The organism is Amycolatopsis echigonensis, from assembly GCF_014174495.1.
Lineage (GTDB): Bacteria > Actinomycetota > Actinomycetes > Mycobacteriales > Pseudonocardiaceae > Amycolatopsis > Amycolatopsis echigonensis.
In genome coordinates this window covers 27624-45909 of the sequence record NZ_JACJHR010000054.1, presented here as the reverse complement: position 1 = coordinate 45909, position 18286 = coordinate 27624, and the positions used below count along the sequence as shown (strand labels likewise).

The 18286-nt window shown below is 69.7% G+C and carries 17 protein-coding genes; 8 read left to right on the top strand and 9 right to left on the bottom strand.

Annotation, left to right across the window (positions count from 1 at the left end):
• Positions 1-133: 133 nt before the first annotated feature.
• From H5411_RS30635 to H5411_RS30625, 3 genes are read right to left on the bottom strand one after another with little or no spacing between them, the layout of a single operon-like run.
• Entirely contained in the window at positions 134-619 is a 486-nt protein-coding gene (locus tag H5411_RS30635) for a MaoC family dehydratase (protein WP_183125847.1), read from the bottom strand.
• Positions 620-674: 55 nt separating this feature from the next.
• Positions 675-2057, bottom strand: a complete 1383-nt coding sequence (locus H5411_RS30630) for an amidase (protein ID WP_183125846.1) — start codon at positions 2055-2057, stop codon at positions 675-677.
• Positions 2039-2986, bottom strand: a complete 948-nt coding sequence (locus H5411_RS30625) for a D-2-hydroxyacid dehydrogenase (RefSeq protein ID WP_220817721.1) — start codon at positions 2984-2986, stop codon at positions 2039-2041. Before H5411_RS30625 ends, H5411_RS30630 begins: the two co-directional genes overlap by 19 nt.
• Before the next feature lie 163 nt (positions 2987-3149).
• On the opposite strand from H5411_RS30625, the gene H5411_RS30620 reads away from it, so the two are divergent.
• From H5411_RS30620 to H5411_RS30610, 3 genes are read left to right on the top strand one after another with little or no spacing between them, the layout of a single operon-like run.
• A complete protein-coding gene (locus H5411_RS30620; protein ID WP_101437905.1) occupies positions 3150-3890 on the top strand; it encodes a maleate cis-trans isomerase family protein in 741 nt (246 codons plus the stop codon).
• Between the two features lie 46 nt (positions 3891-3936).
• Positions 3937-4662 carry a maleate cis-trans isomerase family protein gene (locus tag H5411_RS30615; protein ID WP_101437904.1) on the top strand — a complete coding sequence of 242 codons (726 nt, stop codon included), beginning with the start codon at positions 3937-3939 and terminating at the stop codon, positions 4660-4662.
• 2 nt (positions 4663-4664) lie between these two features.
• Positions 4665-5351, top strand: a complete 687-nt coding sequence (locus H5411_RS30610; RefSeq protein ID WP_183125845.1) for a GntR family transcriptional regulator — start codon at positions 4665-4667, stop codon at positions 5349-5351.
• 1025 nt (positions 5352-6376) lie between these two features.
• Here H5411_RS30610 and H5411_RS30605 read toward each other — a convergent pair.
• On the bottom strand, positions 6377-7150 hold the full coding sequence (locus H5411_RS30605) for an amidohydrolase family protein (protein WP_183125844.1): 774 nt from the start codon (positions 7148-7150) through the stop codon (positions 6377-6379).
• A 96-nt stretch (positions 7151-7246) separates the two neighbouring features.
• On the opposite strand from H5411_RS30605, the gene H5411_RS30600 reads away from it, so the two are divergent.
• Positions 7247-7609, top strand: coding sequence for a MerR family transcriptional regulator (locus H5411_RS30600; protein ID WP_183125843.1), 363 nt, complete (start codon positions 7247-7249; stop codon positions 7607-7609).
• Positions 7610-7614: 5 nt separating this feature from the next.
• On the opposite strand, the gene H5411_RS30595 is transcribed toward H5411_RS30600, so the two are convergent.
• The 4 genes from H5411_RS30595 to H5411_RS30580 form a co-directional block, all read right to left on the bottom strand.
• The gene (locus H5411_RS30595; protein WP_183125842.1) at positions 7615-8115 is read right to left on the bottom strand and encodes a GNAT family N-acetyltransferase; all 501 of its coding nucleotides are present in this window, start codon (positions 8113-8115) and stop codon (positions 7615-7617) included.
• A 53-nt stretch (positions 8116-8168) separates the two neighbouring features.
• On the bottom strand, positions 8169-8639 hold the full coding sequence (locus tag H5411_RS30590; protein ID WP_101437901.1) for a DUF4262 domain-containing protein: 471 nt from the start codon (positions 8637-8639) through the stop codon (positions 8169-8171).
• Positions 8640-8710: 71 nt separating this feature from the next.
• Positions 8711-9766 (bottom strand): tartrate dehydrogenase, encoded by a 1056-nt coding sequence (locus H5411_RS30585; RefSeq protein ID WP_183125841.1) that lies wholly within the window; start codon positions 9764-9766, stop codon positions 8711-8713.
• Positions 9763-11226 carry an NAD-dependent succinate-semialdehyde dehydrogenase gene (locus H5411_RS30580; RefSeq protein ID WP_101437899.1) on the bottom strand — a complete coding sequence of 488 codons (1464 nt, stop codon included), beginning with the start codon at positions 11224-11226 and terminating at the stop codon, positions 9763-9765. Before H5411_RS30580 ends, H5411_RS30585 begins: the two co-directional genes overlap by 4 nt.
• A 94-nt stretch (positions 11227-11320) precedes the next feature.
• On the opposite strand from H5411_RS30580, the gene H5411_RS30575 reads away from it, so the two are divergent.
• The 4 genes from H5411_RS30575 (at position 11321) to H5411_RS30560 (ending at position 16821) form a co-directional block, all read left to right on the top strand.
• The gene (locus H5411_RS30575; RefSeq protein ID WP_183125840.1) at positions 11321-12577 is read left to right on the top strand and encodes an aspartate aminotransferase family protein; all 1257 of its coding nucleotides are present in this window, start codon (positions 11321-11323) and stop codon (positions 12575-12577) included.
• A gap of 3 nt (positions 12578-12580) precedes the next feature.
• A complete protein-coding gene (locus H5411_RS30570) occupies positions 12581-13081 on the top strand; it encodes a DUF3830 family protein (protein WP_009082826.1) in 501 nt (166 codons plus the stop codon).
• Positions 13082-13867: 786 nt separating this feature from the next.
• Positions 13868-15253, top strand: coding sequence for an FAD-binding oxidoreductase (locus tag H5411_RS30565; protein WP_183125839.1), 1386 nt, complete (start codon positions 13868-13870; stop codon positions 15251-15253).
• A gap of 5 nt (positions 15254-15258) precedes the next feature.
• Positions 15259-16821 (top strand): acetolactate synthase large subunit, encoded by a 1563-nt coding sequence (locus H5411_RS30560; RefSeq protein ID WP_183125838.1) that lies wholly within the window; start codon positions 15259-15261, stop codon positions 16819-16821.
• A 49-nt stretch (positions 16822-16870) separates the two neighbouring features.
• On the opposite strand, the gene H5411_RS30555 is transcribed toward H5411_RS30560, so the two are convergent.
• Positions 16871-18277 carry an MFS transporter gene (locus tag H5411_RS30555; RefSeq protein ID WP_416333209.1) on the bottom strand — a complete coding sequence of 469 codons (1407 nt, stop codon included), beginning with the start codon at positions 18275-18277 and terminating at the stop codon, positions 16871-16873.
• Between the last annotated feature and the right edge of the window lie 9 nt (positions 18278-18286).

The following is an 18286-nucleotide window of genomic DNA, read 5'->3' as shown; positions in this document are numbered from 1 at the left end:
CTGGCTGGGGCCTGGCGCTCGGGGTGCAGACCGCGGGCGCGCTGACTGGCGGCCATCGCTGGTCCCGGTGCTGATCGCGATGCTGGTCGCCGGGCTGGCGATGGAGCAGTTCAGCGTCGCGTGGTCCGGAAACTCACGACCCGGCAGGCCGCACCGGCCGTACCGACAGGAAGTTGACCGCGCTCGCGCTGAACACCAGCTCGTCGTCGCCGTTGAACAGTTCCATCCGGGTGCGCACGAGGCCGCGGTCGGGCTTCGACTTCGACAGCCGCGCTTCGGTCACGGTCGCCCGCATCCGCAGCCGGTCCCCCGGCCGCACCGGACGCGGCCAGCGCAGCTCGTCGACGCCCGGGCTGCCGAGGCTCGCGACCGATGACAGGTAGTGGTCGGCGAACATCCGCATCATCAGGCTGGAGGTGTGCCAGCCGCTCGCGACCAGGCCGCCGAACGGGCCCTCCTTCGCCGCCACCGGGTCGACGTGGAAGCTCTGCGGGTCGTACTTCTCCGCGAACTCGACGATCTCCGCCTCGCTGACGGTCGTGTCGCCGAACTCGTATACCGCTCCCTCGGGGTAGTCCTCGAACCAGCGGTCGTCGATGGGCGCGGTGAACTCGGTCATGCGTGCCAGCCTGCCACAGCCGGCCGCGCCGGAACCGCGCCGAGGTCCGCCGGGTTTACGGCGCGGCCCAGGGCCGGACCTCCTCCAGCAGCTTCGCCACCGCCAGCACCAGATCGTCCGAATGCCGAGGGCCGACGATCTGCAGGCCCACCGGAAGGCCCGTTTCGGTACGCCCGGCCGGGACGCTGATCGCCGGCTGCTGCGTCATGTTGAACGGGTAGGTGAACGGCGTCCACTCCGGCCATTCGGTCATCCCGCTGCCCGGCGGCACGTCGTGGCCCGCCTCGAACGGCGGGATCGGGACGGTCGGCGTGAGCAGCACGTCGTAGCGGGTGTGGAACTCGCCCATCAGGATGCCGAGCGCGGCGCGTTCCGCGGTGGCATCGAGGTAATCGCTCGCGGAATAGGTGCGCCCCTTTTCCCACACGCGGCGCAGGCCCGGATCGACTCGCTGTTCGCTGCCCGGCGGGAACGCTTCGAGCGACTTCGCCGCACCGGCCGACCACAGCACGTCGAAGGCGGGCTTCGGGTCGGCGAATCCGGGGTCGGCCTGCTCCACCTGCAGTCCGGCGTCGGCGAGCGATTGCACCGCCGAGGAGACGATCGCCGCGACTTCCGGGTCCACGTCGACGAAACCGAGCGTCGGCGAGAAGGCGGCGATCAGCCCGCGGACGTCGCGCCGCACTGCTTCGCGGTACGCGCTGATCGGCGGCTCGAGCCCGGTCGGGTCGCGGTGGTCCGGCAGCGCGAGGACGTCCAGCAGGAGCGCCGTGTCGTCCACGCTGCGCGCCATCGGCCCGGCGTGCGCGAGCGGGCCGAACGGGCTCGCCGGGAACAGCGGGACCCGGCCGTGCGTCGGCTTCATGCCGACGATTCCGCAGAACGACGCGGGAATCCGGATCGAGCCGCCGCCGTCGGTGCCGACGGACAGCTCGCCCATCGCCGCCGCGACCGCGGCCGCGCTGCCGCCGCTGGACCCGCCCGCCGTCATCCGCGGGTTCACCGGATTGCGCGTGATGCCCGAGAGCGCGCTGTCGGTGACGCCCTTCCACGCGATCTCCGGCGTGGTCGTCTTGCCCAGCACGACCATGCCCGCTTCACGCATCCGCGCCATCACCGGGCTGTCGACGTCCCACGGCTGGTCCGCCGGAATGCTCGTGGAACCACGCAGCGTCGGCCAGCCCTGGGTGAGGAAGATGTCCTTGATCGAGGCCGGGACGCCGTCGAGCGCGCCGATCGGATTCCCGTCGCGCCAGCGGGCCTCGGCCGCTTTCGCCTGGTCGAGCGCACGCTCGGCGTCGACGAGGCAGTACGCGTTGACCTCGCCGTCGCGGTCCTCGATGTTCTGCAGGGCGTTCTTCGTCGCTTCGACCGGCGACAGCTCGCCGGTGGCGTAGGCGGCGACGAGTTCGCTGGCGGTCAATTCCCGGTCGCCCATCCGGCGCCTCCCTGCGATTCGGACGGCACGTAGCCGAGCCGTTTGTCCACGACGTTCCACAGCGGTTCCCCGGCGAGCCAGCGCCGGAAATTGCCCGCGAACACCTCGACCAGCGTCCGCCGCCAGCCGTGGAAGTCACCCGACATGTGCGGGGACAGCAGCACGTCCGGCATGGTCCACAGTGGACTCTCGGCGGGCAGCGGCTCGGTTTCGAAGACGTCGAGCGCGGCGCCGGCGATCTCCCCCGCCTTCAGCGCCGCGATCAGATCGGAGGTGACCACCAGTTCGCCGCGGCCCACGTTCACGAACCGCGCGGACGGTTTCATCGCGGCGAACGCGGCGGCGTCGAACAGGCCCTTGGTCTGGTCGGTGAGCGGTGCGACCGCGACCACGTAGTCGAATTCGGGCAGATACCGCGTCAGCTCGGCGGATTCGTGCACGACGCCGAAATCCGGATCCCCCACCCGAGCCCGCCGGCCCGCCCCGGACACGCGCATCCCGGCCGCGCGCAGCATCCGCGCGATGGCCCTTCCGATCGGCCCGGTGCCCACCACCAGCGCTTCCCGCCCGGCGATCCGCTCGGTCTCGCGGTGCTTCCACGTGCCGGCGCGCTGCAGGTCGAGCGAGCGCGCGAAGTCCTTGGCGAACGACAGCACGACGCCGAGCACGTACTCCGCGATGGCGTCGTCGAACACCCCGCGCGAGTTCGTGAGCACGACGTCGCTGTCGCGCAGCCCCGGGAACAGCACCGGGTCGACGCCCGCGCTCGCGATGTGCAGCCACTGCAACCGGTCCGCAGCGTGCCAGGCCCCGGGGACCGCACCGGAAAGGAAATCGTAGACAAACAGGGCGTCAGCACCGGACAGCGCACCGGCGAGCCCGCGCTCGTCGGTGTAACGAACTACCGCCGCGTCTTCGATAGCGGCCATGTCCGGTGGTTGGTCTGCCCCGCAGAGCACTGCCAGTACGGGGGTTTCCGGGGCGATCACGATTGACACGGTAAAAGTGGCTCGTATGATTGTCAACAATCCGAGGACTACCCCCGGAGCACCGGACGGGGCATCTGCACAGGCGTATTCCGGAGGCTGAACCTTGGATCTGGACTTTCTCGCGTTCGAGGGCCCGCTAGCCCAGCGCGGCATCGGCGTGATCGCGCCGTTCGACCTCGCGCTCGAGCGCGAACTGTGGCGCTGGGTGCCGATGGAGGTGTCCCTGCATCTCGCCCGCACCCCCTACGAACCGGTCCCGGTCAGCATGGAGATGGCCCAGCTGGTGAGCGACAGCCGGCACCTCGCCACGGCCACGCGCGACGTGCTGCACGTGGAGCCCGAGGTGGTCGCGTACCTGTGCACGTCGGGCAGTTTCGTGAACGGCATCGACTACGAACGCTCCCTCACCAAGGCGATCTGCGAAGCGGGCGCGCCGGACGCGGTCACCACGTCCGGCGCCCTCGTCGAGGTGCTGCACCAGCTCGACCTGCACCGGGTCTCGGTGCTCACGCCGTACGACGCCGATCTCACCGGCAAACTCCACGACTTCCTCGCCGAGGTCGGCGTGGACACCGTGTCCAGCGACCATCTCGGGCTGGGCGGCGGCATCTGGAAGGTCAGCTACCGCACCATCGCCGAGCGGATCCTGGCCGCGGACCACCGCGAGGCCGAGGCGATCTTCGTCAGCTGCACCAACCTCCCCACGTTCGACCTGATCGAACCGCTGGAGAAGGCGCTCGGCAAACCCGTGCTGACCGCCAACCAGCTGACCATGTGGGCCTGCCTGCGCCGGATGCGGCTGCCCATCGTGGGTCCCGGCCAGTGGCTGCGGGAGGTCTCTTGACCCGTCCCGCTAATATTGTCGACAATTTGCGCATCCCGGAGGTTTCGTGACCACGATCGGCTTCATCTACCCCGACCACGCGGCCGAGGACGACTACCCGCTCGCGGAACAGCTTCTCGGCGGCTCTGACGGCGACATCGGCCTGCCGGTCGCGCACATCTACGGCACCGACCTGCACGCCGTGCCGGAACTGCTCGACCTCGGCAGCGAAGCCCGGCTCGCCGAAGGAGCCCGGCTGCTCGCGAAGCACCAGCCGGAAGCGGTGGTGTGGGCCTGCACGTCCGGCAGCTTCGTGTACGGCTGGGACGGCGCGCGCAACCAGGCCGACCAGCTCGCCAAGGTCGCCGGAGTGCCGGCTTCGAGCACGTCGTTCGCCTTCGTGAACGCAGCGAAAGCCCTTGGCGTGAAACGAGTCGCGGTGGCCGCGAGCTACCCCGACGACGTCGCGCGGCTGTTCGTGGACTTCCTCGCCGCGGGAGGCGTCGAGGTGCTCTCGATGTCGAGCGCGGACATCGACACGGCCGCCGAGGTAGGCCAGCTCGCGCCCGAGGCAGTAGTCGATCTGGCGGTGAGCCACGACCACCCGGACGCCGACGCGGTGCTGGTGCCCGACACCGCGATGCGCACGCTCGGCGAGATCACCGCGATCGAGGAGAAGCTCGGCAAGCCGGTGCTGACCGCCAACCAGGTGACCGTGTGGGAAGGCCTGCGACTGACCGGCACGACGCGGCTGGTGCGTTCGCTGGGCGCGTTGTTCCGGACGAGGGGCTGACCGTGGTCGCACTGCCTGACATAGAGCCGGTCAGCCGGGAATCGACCGCCGCCGTGATCGCCCGCCAGCTGCGCGACGCGATCATGACCGGCGCGCTGCCGCCCGGCACGCAGCTCGGCGAAACCGATCTGGCCGCCCGCTTCCAGGTCTCGCGAGGCCCGCTGCGCGAGGCGATGCAGCATCTCGTGTCCGAAGGCCTGCTGCGCAGCGAACGCCACCGAGGCCTGTTCGTAATCGACCTCGAACCGGCGGACGTGTTCGACATTTACCTCGCCCGCTCGGCCGTGGAAAGAGCTGCGCTGCTGTGCGCGTTCCGCGGTGATCGGGAGGCGGTGGCCGCGGCACTGGAACAGAACGTGGCCGATATGGCAGCCGCCGCCGACGACCCGGCCGCCCTGTCGGAGGCGGACCTGCGGTTCCACGAGGCGCTGATCAACGCGTCGGGCAGCAAACGGCTGGTGCGCATGGCCCGGACGCTGCTGATCGAGACGCGGATGTGCCTGACGCTGCTGCAGAGCACGTATCAGGGCGTGGAGGACCGGCTGGAGGAGCACACGCGGATCATCGAAGCCCTGCGCTCGGGTGACGAGGAGACTGCGCTGCACCTGCTGGACGCGCACATGGAGGACGCGATCAGCCGGTTGCTTCCGGGGCGGAGCTTGAGAAACGGGGCCGCGGCTGGGGAGTGACGGCTTGGCTTCCGCAGCCGCCGAGTGGCGCGGCAGGTTCCGAGTGGGAGTCGCGGTCGCGGTGTGGAGGATGGGGCGGGCCGCGCGCCGAGGCATGGCGAGTGAGGCACGGCTGTTACCTGTGCGGCGCTGAGTAGCGACGCCAGTCTCTCCACCGGACTCGCAGTCGCCTTGCCGAGCATCCCCGATCGCGCACCGACGACTGCCGAGCGAGGTCGGCGGCTTCTTAGCCACCGCGCCACCGAGCAGCGACGCCAGCCTCGCCACAGGACTGGGATCGCCACGCCGAGCACGGCAACCAACCCACCCCACGCGGCTCGCGCGCGGGCTTCGCCGCCAACCGCGTCCCCGGGCAGCGACGCCAGCCTCCTCGCCGGGCCTGCAATCGCCATGCCAAGCATGGCAACCAACCACCCGGCCCCATTCGCGCACCGACGACTGCCGAGCAGGCGGACGGCTCCTCAACCCCGCGCCACCGAGCAGCGACGCCAGCCTCCCCCGCAGGGCTAGCGATCCCATGCCGAGCAGGTGATCGAGCACCGTAGTCGGCTCGGGTGCCACGACCGCCGAGTGAAGCGGACGGCTCCTTCACCGCCGCTGCCGCGCGGGGGCACCAGCCCCTGCGGGGGCTCCGCGATCGTCTCCCGGCCGGGCCGCACGCCGACGCTCGCCGACTGACGCGGGTTGACCTCAGCGCAGGCGAGTGGTGAAGCTGGCCTCCTTACGGGTAAGGCGATTTCGGTGTGGAGCACGGCGATCGAACTGCCTGTCAAGGACGCGTCCAGGCTTTCTGGGTGAGGCGGTTCCCCTACCCGCCGAGCGGCGACGCCGACCTCCGCACCGGACTCGCGTTTGCGCTGCAAGGGCACTGGAGTCATTCTCCGGCCTAGCTGGCGGTTCGATGCCTGCCGGGCGAGGCGCGTGGCTTGTCGACCCCCGCGTCACCGAGCGACGCCGGACTCGTGAGCGCGCCGTGGGGCTCGGCAATCAGCCTCCTCTGCCCAGCTTGCGCTCGGATGCGAAGTTCACAGCCCCAGCACCTCCGCCAGCGTGCCGCCCAGGACGCGGGCTCGTAGTTCTCCGGGTGGGGTTACGCGTTCGATCGTCGTGCGGGACAGGAATGGGTCGCCGTAAGGGGCGTCTGAGCCGAACATGGTGCGGTCTGGGAGTTCGGCGATGGCCAGCCGGACCGCGAAGACGAGGCTGGCTGTGGACAGTTCCAGGTAGATGTTCGGCGTTTCGCGGGCCAGGTCGATCGCGGTGAGCCAGTGTGCGCCGCCCAGTTGGCTGATCACCAGCGGCACGGCCGGGTAGCCGCGGGCCAGTGCGGCCAGGGTGGACAGGTCTCCTTCGGTCGTCGGGGCGGAGCCGTGCACGACGACCGGGAGTCCATTGTGGTCGGTGGCGGCCCGCAGGACTGGCTCGATCCGCGCGGCCGCGCCTGGAGGCGGGGTCAGCTCGCCGATTCCGTGGAAAACCTGGGCGGCGTGGTCGACTTCGGTGGCGATCTGGTCCGCAGGAAGGTCCAGGCGGACTGAGCGGAAGCCCAGGAAACGGTCGGGGTGCGCGGCCAGGGCGGCCTCCAGTTCTTGCCAGGCGGACTCATAGCCGTCGTCGGACTGGCCGTTCAGTGCGGCGTCTAGCACGCTCATTTCCCGGCGGAACGAAGCCAGATCGGTGGCTCGTTCGGGATGCGGCCTGGTCGCGAACAGTACGGCGCGGTCAACGCCGGCTTCGTCCAGCAGGGCGAGGTGCTGGTGCACTGGGTCGTGGACGTGGCTGTGGGCATCGATGATCAACGCGAGCTCCCGGTCAGGTTGGGCGCGCGGAATGCGGCCGCCGGGCCCAGTGTTGAACGTTGACACCATGCCAAGGTCAAGCTGAGCGGAGGGGCGATGCGGATCGGGCAGCTGGCCGAGCGCACCGGGACCAGCGAACGGCTTCTGCGGTACTACGAACGCGTCGGGCTGCTGACCGCGGACCGGCTGCCCAACGGCTACCGCGACTACGCCCCGGCCGCCGAGCAGACGGTGCGGCAGATTCGCGCGTTGCTGGCGGCGGGACTGCCGACCAGCTTGATCAAGCACATGCTGCCGTGCGCCGAAGCGGATGGCTCGTTGCGGCCGTGCCCGGGAGTGCTGGGGGCGCTGCGCACTCAGCTCACCGAACTCGACCGCCGGGCGGAGGACATCGCGCAGGCGCGGCGGACGCTCCGCGCGGCGATCGCGGCGATCGCGGCGACGGAGCGCGCCAGCTGAACAGGTCAGCTCGGCAACGGTTCCAGCGCGATCCAGTACCGCCGCACCGGGCCGTGGCCGGTCTGGTGAAGTCCCTCCAGCACGCCGCCCGCGCGTTCGATCGTCTTGGCGGACGCCAGGTTTTCCTCCGCGCACACCAAGAGCACGCGAGACAGGTCCAGCCGCCGGGCCTCGGCCAGTATCTGGATCAGGGCCCAGGAAGCGAGACCACGGCCGCGCGCTGACGGACGGATGCCGAAGCCGAGATGTCCGGCGAATCGTACGTACTCGGCCGGCCCAGTGCGCAGGGCGATTCCGCCGAGTACCTGCCCGTCCTCGACTAGCCAGCGGTATACCGCACGGTCCCGCGGCAAAGAGGCGATCCAGGCGGCGAAACCAGTTGGGGAAACGACTTCGTCCGACGGGGAGAGGCCGAAGCCGTCCTCGTGCGAGCCCGGACCCCATTCGGTGTGTGCTTCCAGCCAGGCACGGTGCAGGCGGACGGTCGGGGCCAGCAGTTCGGGCATGACGAGACTCTACCGGCCAAAGGCACCGAAAAGCCCGGCGCAGCAAGGAAAACTCAGGCATGCCGCACCCCCAGCACGGGCTGTCCGCCGCGGCCGGAGTTGTACTGCGGCGACCACGGGAACCGGCCCGCGGAGTCGGCGTAGACCAGCTGCCTGGCTTCGATTCCCGCGCCATAGCAGCACACCGCGATGTGCAGGTGTGCCGCGGGCGCGCTGAGCTGGACGATCTCCAGCTTCGGCAACCGGGGCAGCAACCACTGTTCGCCGGGCACCGGCGGGCCGGTGTGCAGCGTCTGTTCGGCCGCGGCGTTGAGCAGCCGCGCCGCGTGATGCGGCAGCAATCCGGTGACGACCAGCTCCGGCAAGCCCTGCGCGGTCAGGCCCGCGGTGTACGCCCAGGACGGCCGGGAACCCGTTCCCAGCACGCCCTGGACGCACCAGCCGTTCTCCCTGATCTGGTCCAGCACCTCGATCAGGTACCGCTCTTCCTCCGGTCTTTCCGGTTCCTCGCACCTCTGGCACATCGGCGCCCTCCTCCCCTCGGGGACCCGTCGGCGGGTCGGGGAAGAGTCAACCGCGCGGCACCGACGAAAAATCAGCGGAGCGAAGCGGCCACCGCGGCGCCGAGCGCGGTTGTGGTAGAGGTTCCGCCGAGGTCGGGGGTGAGCGTTTCGCCCGCGGTCAGCACCTCGTCGACCGAGGCGCGGATCGCTTGTGCGGCAACGGTTTCCCCGAGGTGGTCGAGCAGCATCGCCCCGGCGAGGATCTGGGCGACCGGGTTCGCGATGCCCTGTCCGGCGATGTCCGGAGCACTCCCGTGGACCGCCTCGAACATCGACGGAAACTCACCTGATGGGTTGATGTTTCCCGACGGGGCCATGCCCAGTCCGCCGGTGATCGCGGCCGCGAGGTCGCTCAGGATGTCGCCGAACAGGTTCGACGCCACCACCACGTCGAGCCGGTCCGGGGCCTGCACCATCCGCGCGGCGAGAGCGTCCACATGGCACTGTTCCGCCCGGACGTCCGGGTACCGCGCCGCGACCTCGGCGAAAATCTCGTCCCAGTACGGCATCGAGTGGATCAGCCCGTTGGACTTCGTCGCCGACGTGACGTGCTTCGTCCGCGTGCGCGCGAGATCGAAGGCGTACCGGATGATCCGTTCCACCCCGACCCGCGTGAACACCGACTCCTGCAGCACGAACTCGTCCGGCCGCCCGGCGTTGTGCCGTCCGCCGATCGCCGAGTACTCGCCCTCGGAATTCTCCCGGACGATCACCATTTCCAGCTCGTCGGCCTTCCGCCCGGCCAGCACCGAAGTGGTCCCCGGGAGCAACCGGACCGGCCGCAGGTTGACGTACTGCTGGAACGCCCTCCGCAACGGGATCAGCAGGCCCCACAACGAAACATGGTCGGCGACGCCGGGGAAACCGACCGCGCCGAGCAGGATTCCGTCGAACCCCGACAGCTGCTCGACACCGTCCTCCGGCATCATCGCGCCGGTCTTCGCGTATCGCTCGCAGCTCCAGTCGAATTCGGTCCACTCCAAGGAGAAGCCGTACTTCTCCGCGGCCGCGTCGAGGACCCGGCGCGCCTCGATCGTGACGTCGACCCCGATGCCGTCGCCCGGGATGCTCGCAATCCGGTGTGTCACAGGTTCACCGCGATGTACTTGGTCTCCAGGAACTCGTCGATGCCGACCGTGCCGCCTTCGCGGCCGAGACCGGACTGCTTGACGCCGCCGAACGGAGCCGCCGGGTTGGACACGATGCCCTGGTTGAGGCCGATCATCCCGGCCTCCAAGCGTTCCGACACCCGCAGCGCGCGCTTCAGGTCGCTGGTGAACAGGTAGGACACCAGGCCGTATTCGGTGTCGTTGGCCTTCTCGACCGCCTCGTCCTCGGTGTCGAACGGCGTGATCGGCGCGACCGGGCCGAAGATTTCCTCGCTGGCCAGCCGGGCGTCGACCGGCACGTCGGTGAGCACCGTCGCTGGGTAGAAGTGTCCCGGTCCGTCGACCCGCGAGCCGCCGGTGAGCACCCGCGCGCCCTTGTCCGTGGCGTCCTTGACCAGTTCGGTCACCTTCTTCACCGCGGCCTCGTCGATGAGCGGACCGACCACGACGCCTTCGTCCGTGCCGCGGCCCATCGGCAGCGCCTGCATCCGCTCGGTGAGCCGGCGGGAGAACTCCTCGGCCACGCCGCGCTGCACGTAGAACCGGTTGGCCGCGGTGCACGCCTCGCCGATGTTGCGCATTTTGGCCTGCATCGCGCCCTCGACCGCGGCGTCCAGGTCCGCGTCGTCGAACACGACGAACGGCGCGTTGCCGCCCAGTTCCATCGACGTGCGCAGCACCTTCTCCGCGCACTGCTCCAGCAGCTTGCGCCCGACCGCGGTCGAACCGGTGAAGGACAGCTTGCGGGCGCGTCCGTCGCGGATCAGGGGCTCCATCACGCCGCCCGCGTCCTTGGTGGTGACGACGTTCAGCACGCCTTCGGGCAGCCCGGCGTCGGCGAGGATCTGGGTGAGCGCGAGCATCGAGAGCGGCGTCTGCGCGGCGGGCTTGATCACCATCGTGCAGCCGGCGGCGACGGCCGGGCCGATCTTGCGCGTGCCCATCGCCATCGGGAAGTTCCACGGCGTGATGAGCAGCGTCGGACCGACCGGCTGGCGCGTGATCAGGAACCGGCCGGAACCGTTCGGAGCCACCGCGTAGCCGCCGTCGATCCGCACGGCCTCCTCGGCGAACCACCGGAAGAACTCGGCGGCGTACGTGATTTCCCCGGCGGCCTCGGCCAGCGGCTTGCCCATTTCCAGGGTCATCAGCAGTGCCAGCTCGTCGCGGCGCTCGATGAGCTTGTCGTAGGCGCGGCGCAGGATCTCGCCGCGCTCCCGAGGGGCGACGGCGGCCCAGTCGGCCTGTGCCGCGCACGCCGCGTCGAGCGCCGCGAGACCGTCCTCCGGCCCGGCGTCCGCGACCTGGCACAGCACCTCGCCGGTGGAGGGGTCCTGCACGTCGAAGGTCTTCCCGCTGCGCGCGGAGACCCACTTGCCGCCGATGAAGAGTTCCTTGCCGACCGCGTCGACGACGCCGTTCTCGGTGATCCCGCTCATCCAGGTTGCTCCTGTTCCTGTTGTCCCGAACCCCATGCTATGGATATTGTCAACAATCGACAACCGTCTCCACCCGCATCCAGGAGGGCGCCGCATGGCCCAGCTTTCCCCGCTGCTCAAGCAGGCAACGCCCGTCGTCGTCGACCACGGTGAAGGGGTTTACCTCTACGACGTGGACGGGAAACGTCATCTCGACTTCACCGCGGGCATCGGGGTGACCAGCACCGGGCACTGTCACCCGCGCGTGGTCGAAGCCGCGCGCGAGCAGATCGGCAAACTCGTGCACGGCCAGTACACGACGGTGATGCACCAGCCGCTGCTCGAACTGACCCGCAAGCTCGGCGAAGTGCTGCCGTCCGGGCTCGATTCGCTCTTCTACGCCAACTCCGGCAGCGAGGCCGTGGAGGCAGCGCTGCGGCTGGCCCGGCAGGCGACGAAGCGGCCGAACGTCATCGTCTTCCAGGGAGGTTTCCACGGCCGCACGGTCGCCGCGGCGTCCATGACCACCTCCGGCACGCGGTTCAGCGCGGGCATCTCGCCGCTGATGTCCGGCGTGCACGTCGCGCCGTTCCCGTACGCCTACCACTACGGCTGGGACGAGGAGACGGCGACGAAATTCGCCCTGCGCGAGCTGGACTACCTGTTCCAGACCGTCTCCGCGCCGAGCGAGACGGCCGCGTTCTTCATCGAGCCGGTGCTCGGCGAGGGCGGCTACGTCCCGGCCAACACCGAGTTCATGGCCGGGCTGCGCGAGCGCGCCGACCGGCACGGGATCCTGCTGGTGCTCGACGAGGTGCAGGCCGGGTTCGGCCGCACCGGCAAGTTCTGGGGCCACGACCACTTCGACGTCCACCCGGACGTCGTGCTGATCGCGAAGGGCCTCGCCAGCGGCTTCCCGCTCTCCGGCATCGCCGCTTCGGAAGAGCTGATGGCGAAGGCGTACCCGGGTTCGCAGGGCGGCACGTACGGCGGCAACGCGGTGTCGTGCGCGGCGGCTATCGCGACGCTCGACGTCATCAAGGACGAAGGCTTGGTCGAGAACGCCGCGGAGCGCGGCCGTCAGCTGCTGGAGGGCGCGCGCCTCATCGCGGACAAGACGCCGGCTATCGGCGACGTACGCGGTCTCGGGCTTCTCGTGGGCACCGAGTTCACCACTGCGGACGGCGAACCCGACACGGCCACGGCGCAGGCCGCGCAGCAGGCAGCCGCGAAGAGCGGGTTGCTGTTGCTCACCTGTGGCGCGTACTCGAACGTCGTGCGCATGGTGCCGCCGCTGGTCGTCAACGCGGAACAGGTCGACGACGCGCTGCGCATCTGGGGCGACGTCGTCACTTCGGTTACGGGGAGCTGAGGCATGGCGCGCTACATCACCATCAGCCTCGACAAGCGCGGCGTCACCTGCCGCGCACGGCTGCTCGACGACGAAGCACCGCGCACCTGCAAGGCAGTGTGGGACGCACTGCCGCAGAGCGGTTCGGCCTACCACGCGAAGTACGCGCGCAACGAGGTCTACACGCTCGTGCCGCCCTTCGCGGAACCCAAGCCGGGCCGCGAGAATCCGACCATCACCCCGATCCCGGGCGATGTTGTCTACTTCGGATTCGAGGCGTGGGAAATCGGCAACCCGGCGTACGGCTACGACGAGGGCAGCGAGGCGCACAGCGACCAGGGTGCCACGGATCTCGCGATTTTCTACGGCCGCAACAACCTCCTGATCAACGGCGACGCGGGCTGGGTGCCCGGCAACGTGTTCGCGACGATCGAGGAAGGCCTGTCCGAGATGGCCGCGGCCGCGCAGGATCTGTGGCTGCGCGGCGTCGAAGGCGAAACGCTGTCGTTCGCGCGCGCGGACTGACGAGTCACCCGGCAAGGGCCGGTTCCTCCGCTGCGGAGGGACCGGCCTTTTTCGCAGTCCGATCGGGCGGGATTGTCCCGCCAGAGTGAAGCCGGGTTAACCCTCCGCGATCATGAACCATCCCCCGGATTCCCTGCCAGACAAGGGATCCCCGCCTGTTGATCACCCGGCGGTGTGAACCTCGCGAACTCACCAATCGTGGCTTCGCCTTCACCGGTTCGAGAGGCGACGCCGCCCGGTTGCCGCAGTGCGCTTCTGCTACCCAGGGTGATCGAAGCCGATGCCCGCTACGAACCGTGGCGAAGAGTCCACAGTGCACCCCCGGCACCAAACACGAAAGCCTTACATGTTTAACATGGGAAGATTCCCCGGCCGCCGATCCCTTGCCAGGACAGGGAAATCCGCGTTTTGACACCGTGAGCGGGCCGGTGGAAATCTGCGTTGGCTCCTCGCGAGAGCACCAAGAAAGAACAATCCGAACAAGGAGCCCCTCAATGCAGATGTTCACCCAGCACGCGCACCACGGCCACGACCTGATCTCGGGTCTGCTCGCGCACCTGGCGCACGTGCTCGGCTGGCTCGTCTGACCGGCACCGAGGATTAACCCAGGGGCCGGCCTGTTGGCGCGGGCCGGTCCCTGCTTGGGTTCTCTCTCCCTCCTGGCCACGCGCGCGGCGTGGCCTTTTTCGTGCCCGCGTGCGCTAACGTGAAAACTATTCATGGCCAGCTCCGCGGCAGAGCGGCTAGGCTGCGGCCACGACGTACGCGCGCGCACGAGGGAGTGGCATGAGCGAGATCGCAACACAGCTGGCAGGTGCCGTCGGAGCGGGGAACCTGTTGACCGGTGACGCGATTTCCGACGACTACGCGCACGACGAGGCGCTCAGCACGCCGGGCCAGAAACCGGCGTACGTCGCGAAGCCGGCCAGCGCCGAAGAGGTCTCCGCGCTGCTGAAGATCGCCGCGGCCGAGGGCATCCCGGTGACCGCGCGCGGGTCCGGCAGCGGGCTGTCCGCCGCGGCACGGCCGGTCGAGGGCGGGCTGGTCGTCTCGTTCGAGCGGATGAATTCGGTGCTCGAGATCGACACCGGCAACCACGTCGCCGTTGTCCAGCCGGGCGTCACGCTGGCCGAACTCGACGCGAAGACCGCCGAGCACGGCCTCACCTACCCGGTTTACCCCGGCGAGCTGAGCGCGAGCGTCGGCGGCACCGTCGGCACCAACGCCGGCGGGATGCGCGCGATCCGCTACGGCATCACCCGGGGCAACGTCTCCGGCCTGCAGGCGGTGCTCGCGACCGGCGAGATCATCCGCACCGGCGGCCGGATGTCGAAGATCTCCAGCGGCTACGACCTCACCCAGCTGATCATCGGCTCCGAGGGCACGCTCGCGCTGGTGACCGAGGTGACCGTGAAGCTGCAGCCTCGGCTGCCGCACGGCGCGACCGTGCTCGCCCCGTTCGACGACTTCGAGCAGGTCATGGCGGCGGTGCCGAAGATCGCCGCGAGCGGTCTCGCCCCGCAGATCCTCGAGTACATCGACAACATGACGATGGCCGCGATGGTCTACAACGACAAGCTCGAACTGGGCGTCCCGGCGGAAATCCGGGACCGGACCCAGGCGTATCTGGCCGTGGCGCTGGAAAACCGGGTGGCCGACCGGCTCGACGAGGACGTCGAAGCGCTCGGCGAACTGCTCACCGAACTCGGCGCGGTCGACGCGTACGTGCTCGAAGGCGGGGCCGCGCGCAAGCTGATCGAAGCCCGCGAAAAAGCCTTCTGGAACGCCAAAGCCGCGGGCGCGGACGACGTGATCGACGTGGTGGTGCCGAGGACCGCGATGCCGCCCTTCCTGGCCAAAGCACGCGAGCTGGCGATGGCGACCGGCGGCGGCGCGATCGGCTGCGGGCACGCCGGCGACGGCAACGTCCACCTGGCGATCTTCTGCAAGGACCCGGACACGCGCTCCCAGTTGCTGACCGACATCTTCGGCTACGCGTACGAACTGGGCGGCGCGATCTCCGGCGAGCACGGCCTCGGCCGCACCAAGACGAAGTACTACGAAAAGCTCGAAAACCCGGCGAAGCTCGATCTGCTGCGCCGGGTCAAGGACAGCTTCGACCCGGCCGGGATCCTGAACCCCGGCGTTCTGTTCGCGCGAACCGGAAAGTGAGCACAGTGACCACGCTCAACGGCGCCCAGTCCCTCATCCGCACGCTCGTCGACAGCGGGGTCGACGTGTGCTTCTCCAACCCCGGCACGTCGGAGATGCACTTCGTCGCCGCGCTCGATTCGGTGCCGGAGATGCGCGGCGTGCTCGCACTGTTCGAGGGCGTCGTGACCGGTGCTGCGGACGGGTACGCGCGGGTCGCCGGCAAGCCCGCCGCGACGCTGCTGCACCTCGGTCCGGGTCTGGGGAACGGCCTGGCGAACCTGCACAACGCGCGCCGCGCGCACACGCCGGTGGTCAACGTGATCGGCGACCACGCCACCTATCACAAGCAGTACGACGCCCCGCTGGAGTCGGACATCGACGCCGTCGCGGGCTCGCTCGAAGGCTGGGTGCGCCGGTCCGGGCACACGAAGGACGTCGGCGCGGACGCCGCGGCAGCGGTCGCGGCGGCGCAGGACGCGCCGGGCCGGGTCGCGACGCTGATCCTTCCCGCCGACGCGTCGTGGGGCGAGGGCGGCGAAACGTGCGCGCCGATTCCGCCGCGTGTGCCGCAGACGGTCGACGCGACGACCGTGCAGAAGATCGCGGACGTGCTGCGCAGCGGCGAGTCCGTGGCGTTGCTGATCGGCGGATCCGCTTGCCGTGAAGCCGGTTTGCGCGCGACCAGCCGGATCGTCGCCGCGACCGGGGTGAAGGCGTTCGCCGAAACGTTCCCGGCGCGGCTCGAACGCGGGGCCGGCCTGCCGAACATCGAACGGCTGGGGTATCTCGCCGAACAGGCCAAGTACCAGCTGGACGGGATCAAGCACCTGATCGTCGCGGGCACGAAGGCGCCGGTCTCGTTCTTCGCCTACCCCGGCATGCCGAGCGAGCTGACCCCGGAAGGCGCGGACGTCCACGTCCTCGCGACGGTCGGCCAGGACGTCCCGGCCGCGCTGGAAGCGGTCGCCGCCTTGGTCGCCGCGGACACCGAACCGGTCCTGCAGGGGCCCGGACGGCCGGAGCTGCCGAGCGGTCCGCTCACCGTGCAGAACTGGGTCGACGTGATCGGCGCGCTGCTGCCGGAGAACGCGATCATCGTGGACGAGGCGAACACGTCCGGGCTCATGCTCCCCGCCGCGACGGCAGGCGCGCCGCGGCACGACGTGCTGACCCTGACCGGCGGCGCGATCGGCTACGGGATGCCGGTGGCGGTCGGCGCGGCGATCGCGGCACCGAAGCGGCCGGTGATCAACCTCGAATCCGACGGCAGCGCGATGTACACGATCTCGGCGCTGTGGACGCAGGCGCGCGAGAACCTCGACGTGACCACGGTGGTGCTCAACAACAACGCGTACGCGATCCTGCGGATGGAGTTGCAGCGCGTCGGTGCGTCCGGGGACGGACCGCGAGCGAAGGACCTGCTGGACATCGGCCGTCCGGACCTGGACTTCGTGAAGATCGCCGAGGGCATGGGCGTTCCGGCGACCCGGGCGACGACCGCGGAGGAACTGGCCGAGCAGTTCCGGCGGGCAGTCGCCGAGCCGGGACCGCATTTGATCGACGCGGCTGTTCCGCCGCTGCTCTGACTCGTGAGTGGCAATCCCGGTTAGAACCGCGATTGCCACTCACGAAGCTCTAGACGCGGGCGAGGTCCGGGCTGGCGGCACGGAATCGCGGCACCGCCGCGGTCAACGCCAGCCCGGCCACCGCCGCGACCGCGGCGACCGCGAACGTCGCGCGGAAACCGGCGAGCGACGGCACGGTGAACGAGCCGACGGTGATCGTCAGATGGGCGAGCATCGTGGCCATCACCGCGCTGGAGGTCGAGGTGCCGACGGAACGCATGAGCGAGTTGAGCCCGTTCGCCGACGCCGTTTCGGTGACCGGCACCGCGCTCATGATCAGCGCGGGCATTGCCGCGTAAGCGATTCCGACGCCCGCCCCGATGATCACCGACGCGATGATCAGCTCGACCGCGTTGGCCATCAGGAAAATCGCGAAGAGGTACCCGACCGCGATCACGGTCGCCCCGGTCATGAGCGTGACGCGGGCGCCGTAGCGGTTGGTCAGCCGTGCGGACACCGGGGACAGCGCCATCATCACCAGCCCGTTCGGCGCGAGGCACAGCCCGGCTTGCACCATGCTGAGCCCGAGGCCGTAGCCGGTAACCGAAGGCGCCTGCAGCAACTGCGGGAACGACAACGACATCGCGTACATCGCGAAACCGACCAGGACCGACGCGAGGTTCGTGAACAGCACCGGCCGCCGCGCCGAAACGCGCAGATCGACCAGCGGATCGCGGCGGCGCAGCTGATGCCAGCCCCAGGCAGCGAGAACGACCACTGCCGTCGCGGCGAACCCGAGCGTCGCCGGGCTGCCCCAGCCCCACTCGCCGCCCTTGACGATCGGCAGCAACAGGCTGGTGAGGCCGACGATCAACCCGAGCGTGCCGAGGAAATCGAAGGGGGCGGGCGTGCGGACCGGCGATTCCGGAACGAACCGCAGGATCAGCAGCGCACAACCGAGCCCGAGCCCGGCCGCACCCCAGAACAGGACGTGCCAGTCCGCGTGCTCGGCCACGATCGCCGCGACCGGCAGGCCGATCGCGCCTCCGACGCCGAGCGTCGCGCTCATCAGCGAAATCGCGCCGCTGACACGTTCCGGCGGCAGTTCGTCGCGCATGATGCTGATCCCGAGCGGGATGACGCCCATCGCGCACCCTTGCAGCCCGCGACCGACGATCATCAGCGCGAGCGAGCTGGTAAGCGCCGAGACGATGGATCCGGCAATCAGCACCGTCAGGCTCACCAGCAGCACGCGGCGCTTGCCGTAAAGATCGCCGAGCCGCCCGGCGACCGGGGTGCACACCGCCGCCGCGAGCAGCGTGACGGTGACGACCCACGACGCGTCCGTCGGCATGGTGTTCAGCAGTCTCGGGAACGCCGGAATCAACGGGATGACCAGCGTCTGCATGAACGACGCGACCAGCCCGCACGAGGCGAGCACCACGATGATCGGCCCCGAACCCGCCCGCGCCACCACGTCCCCCGC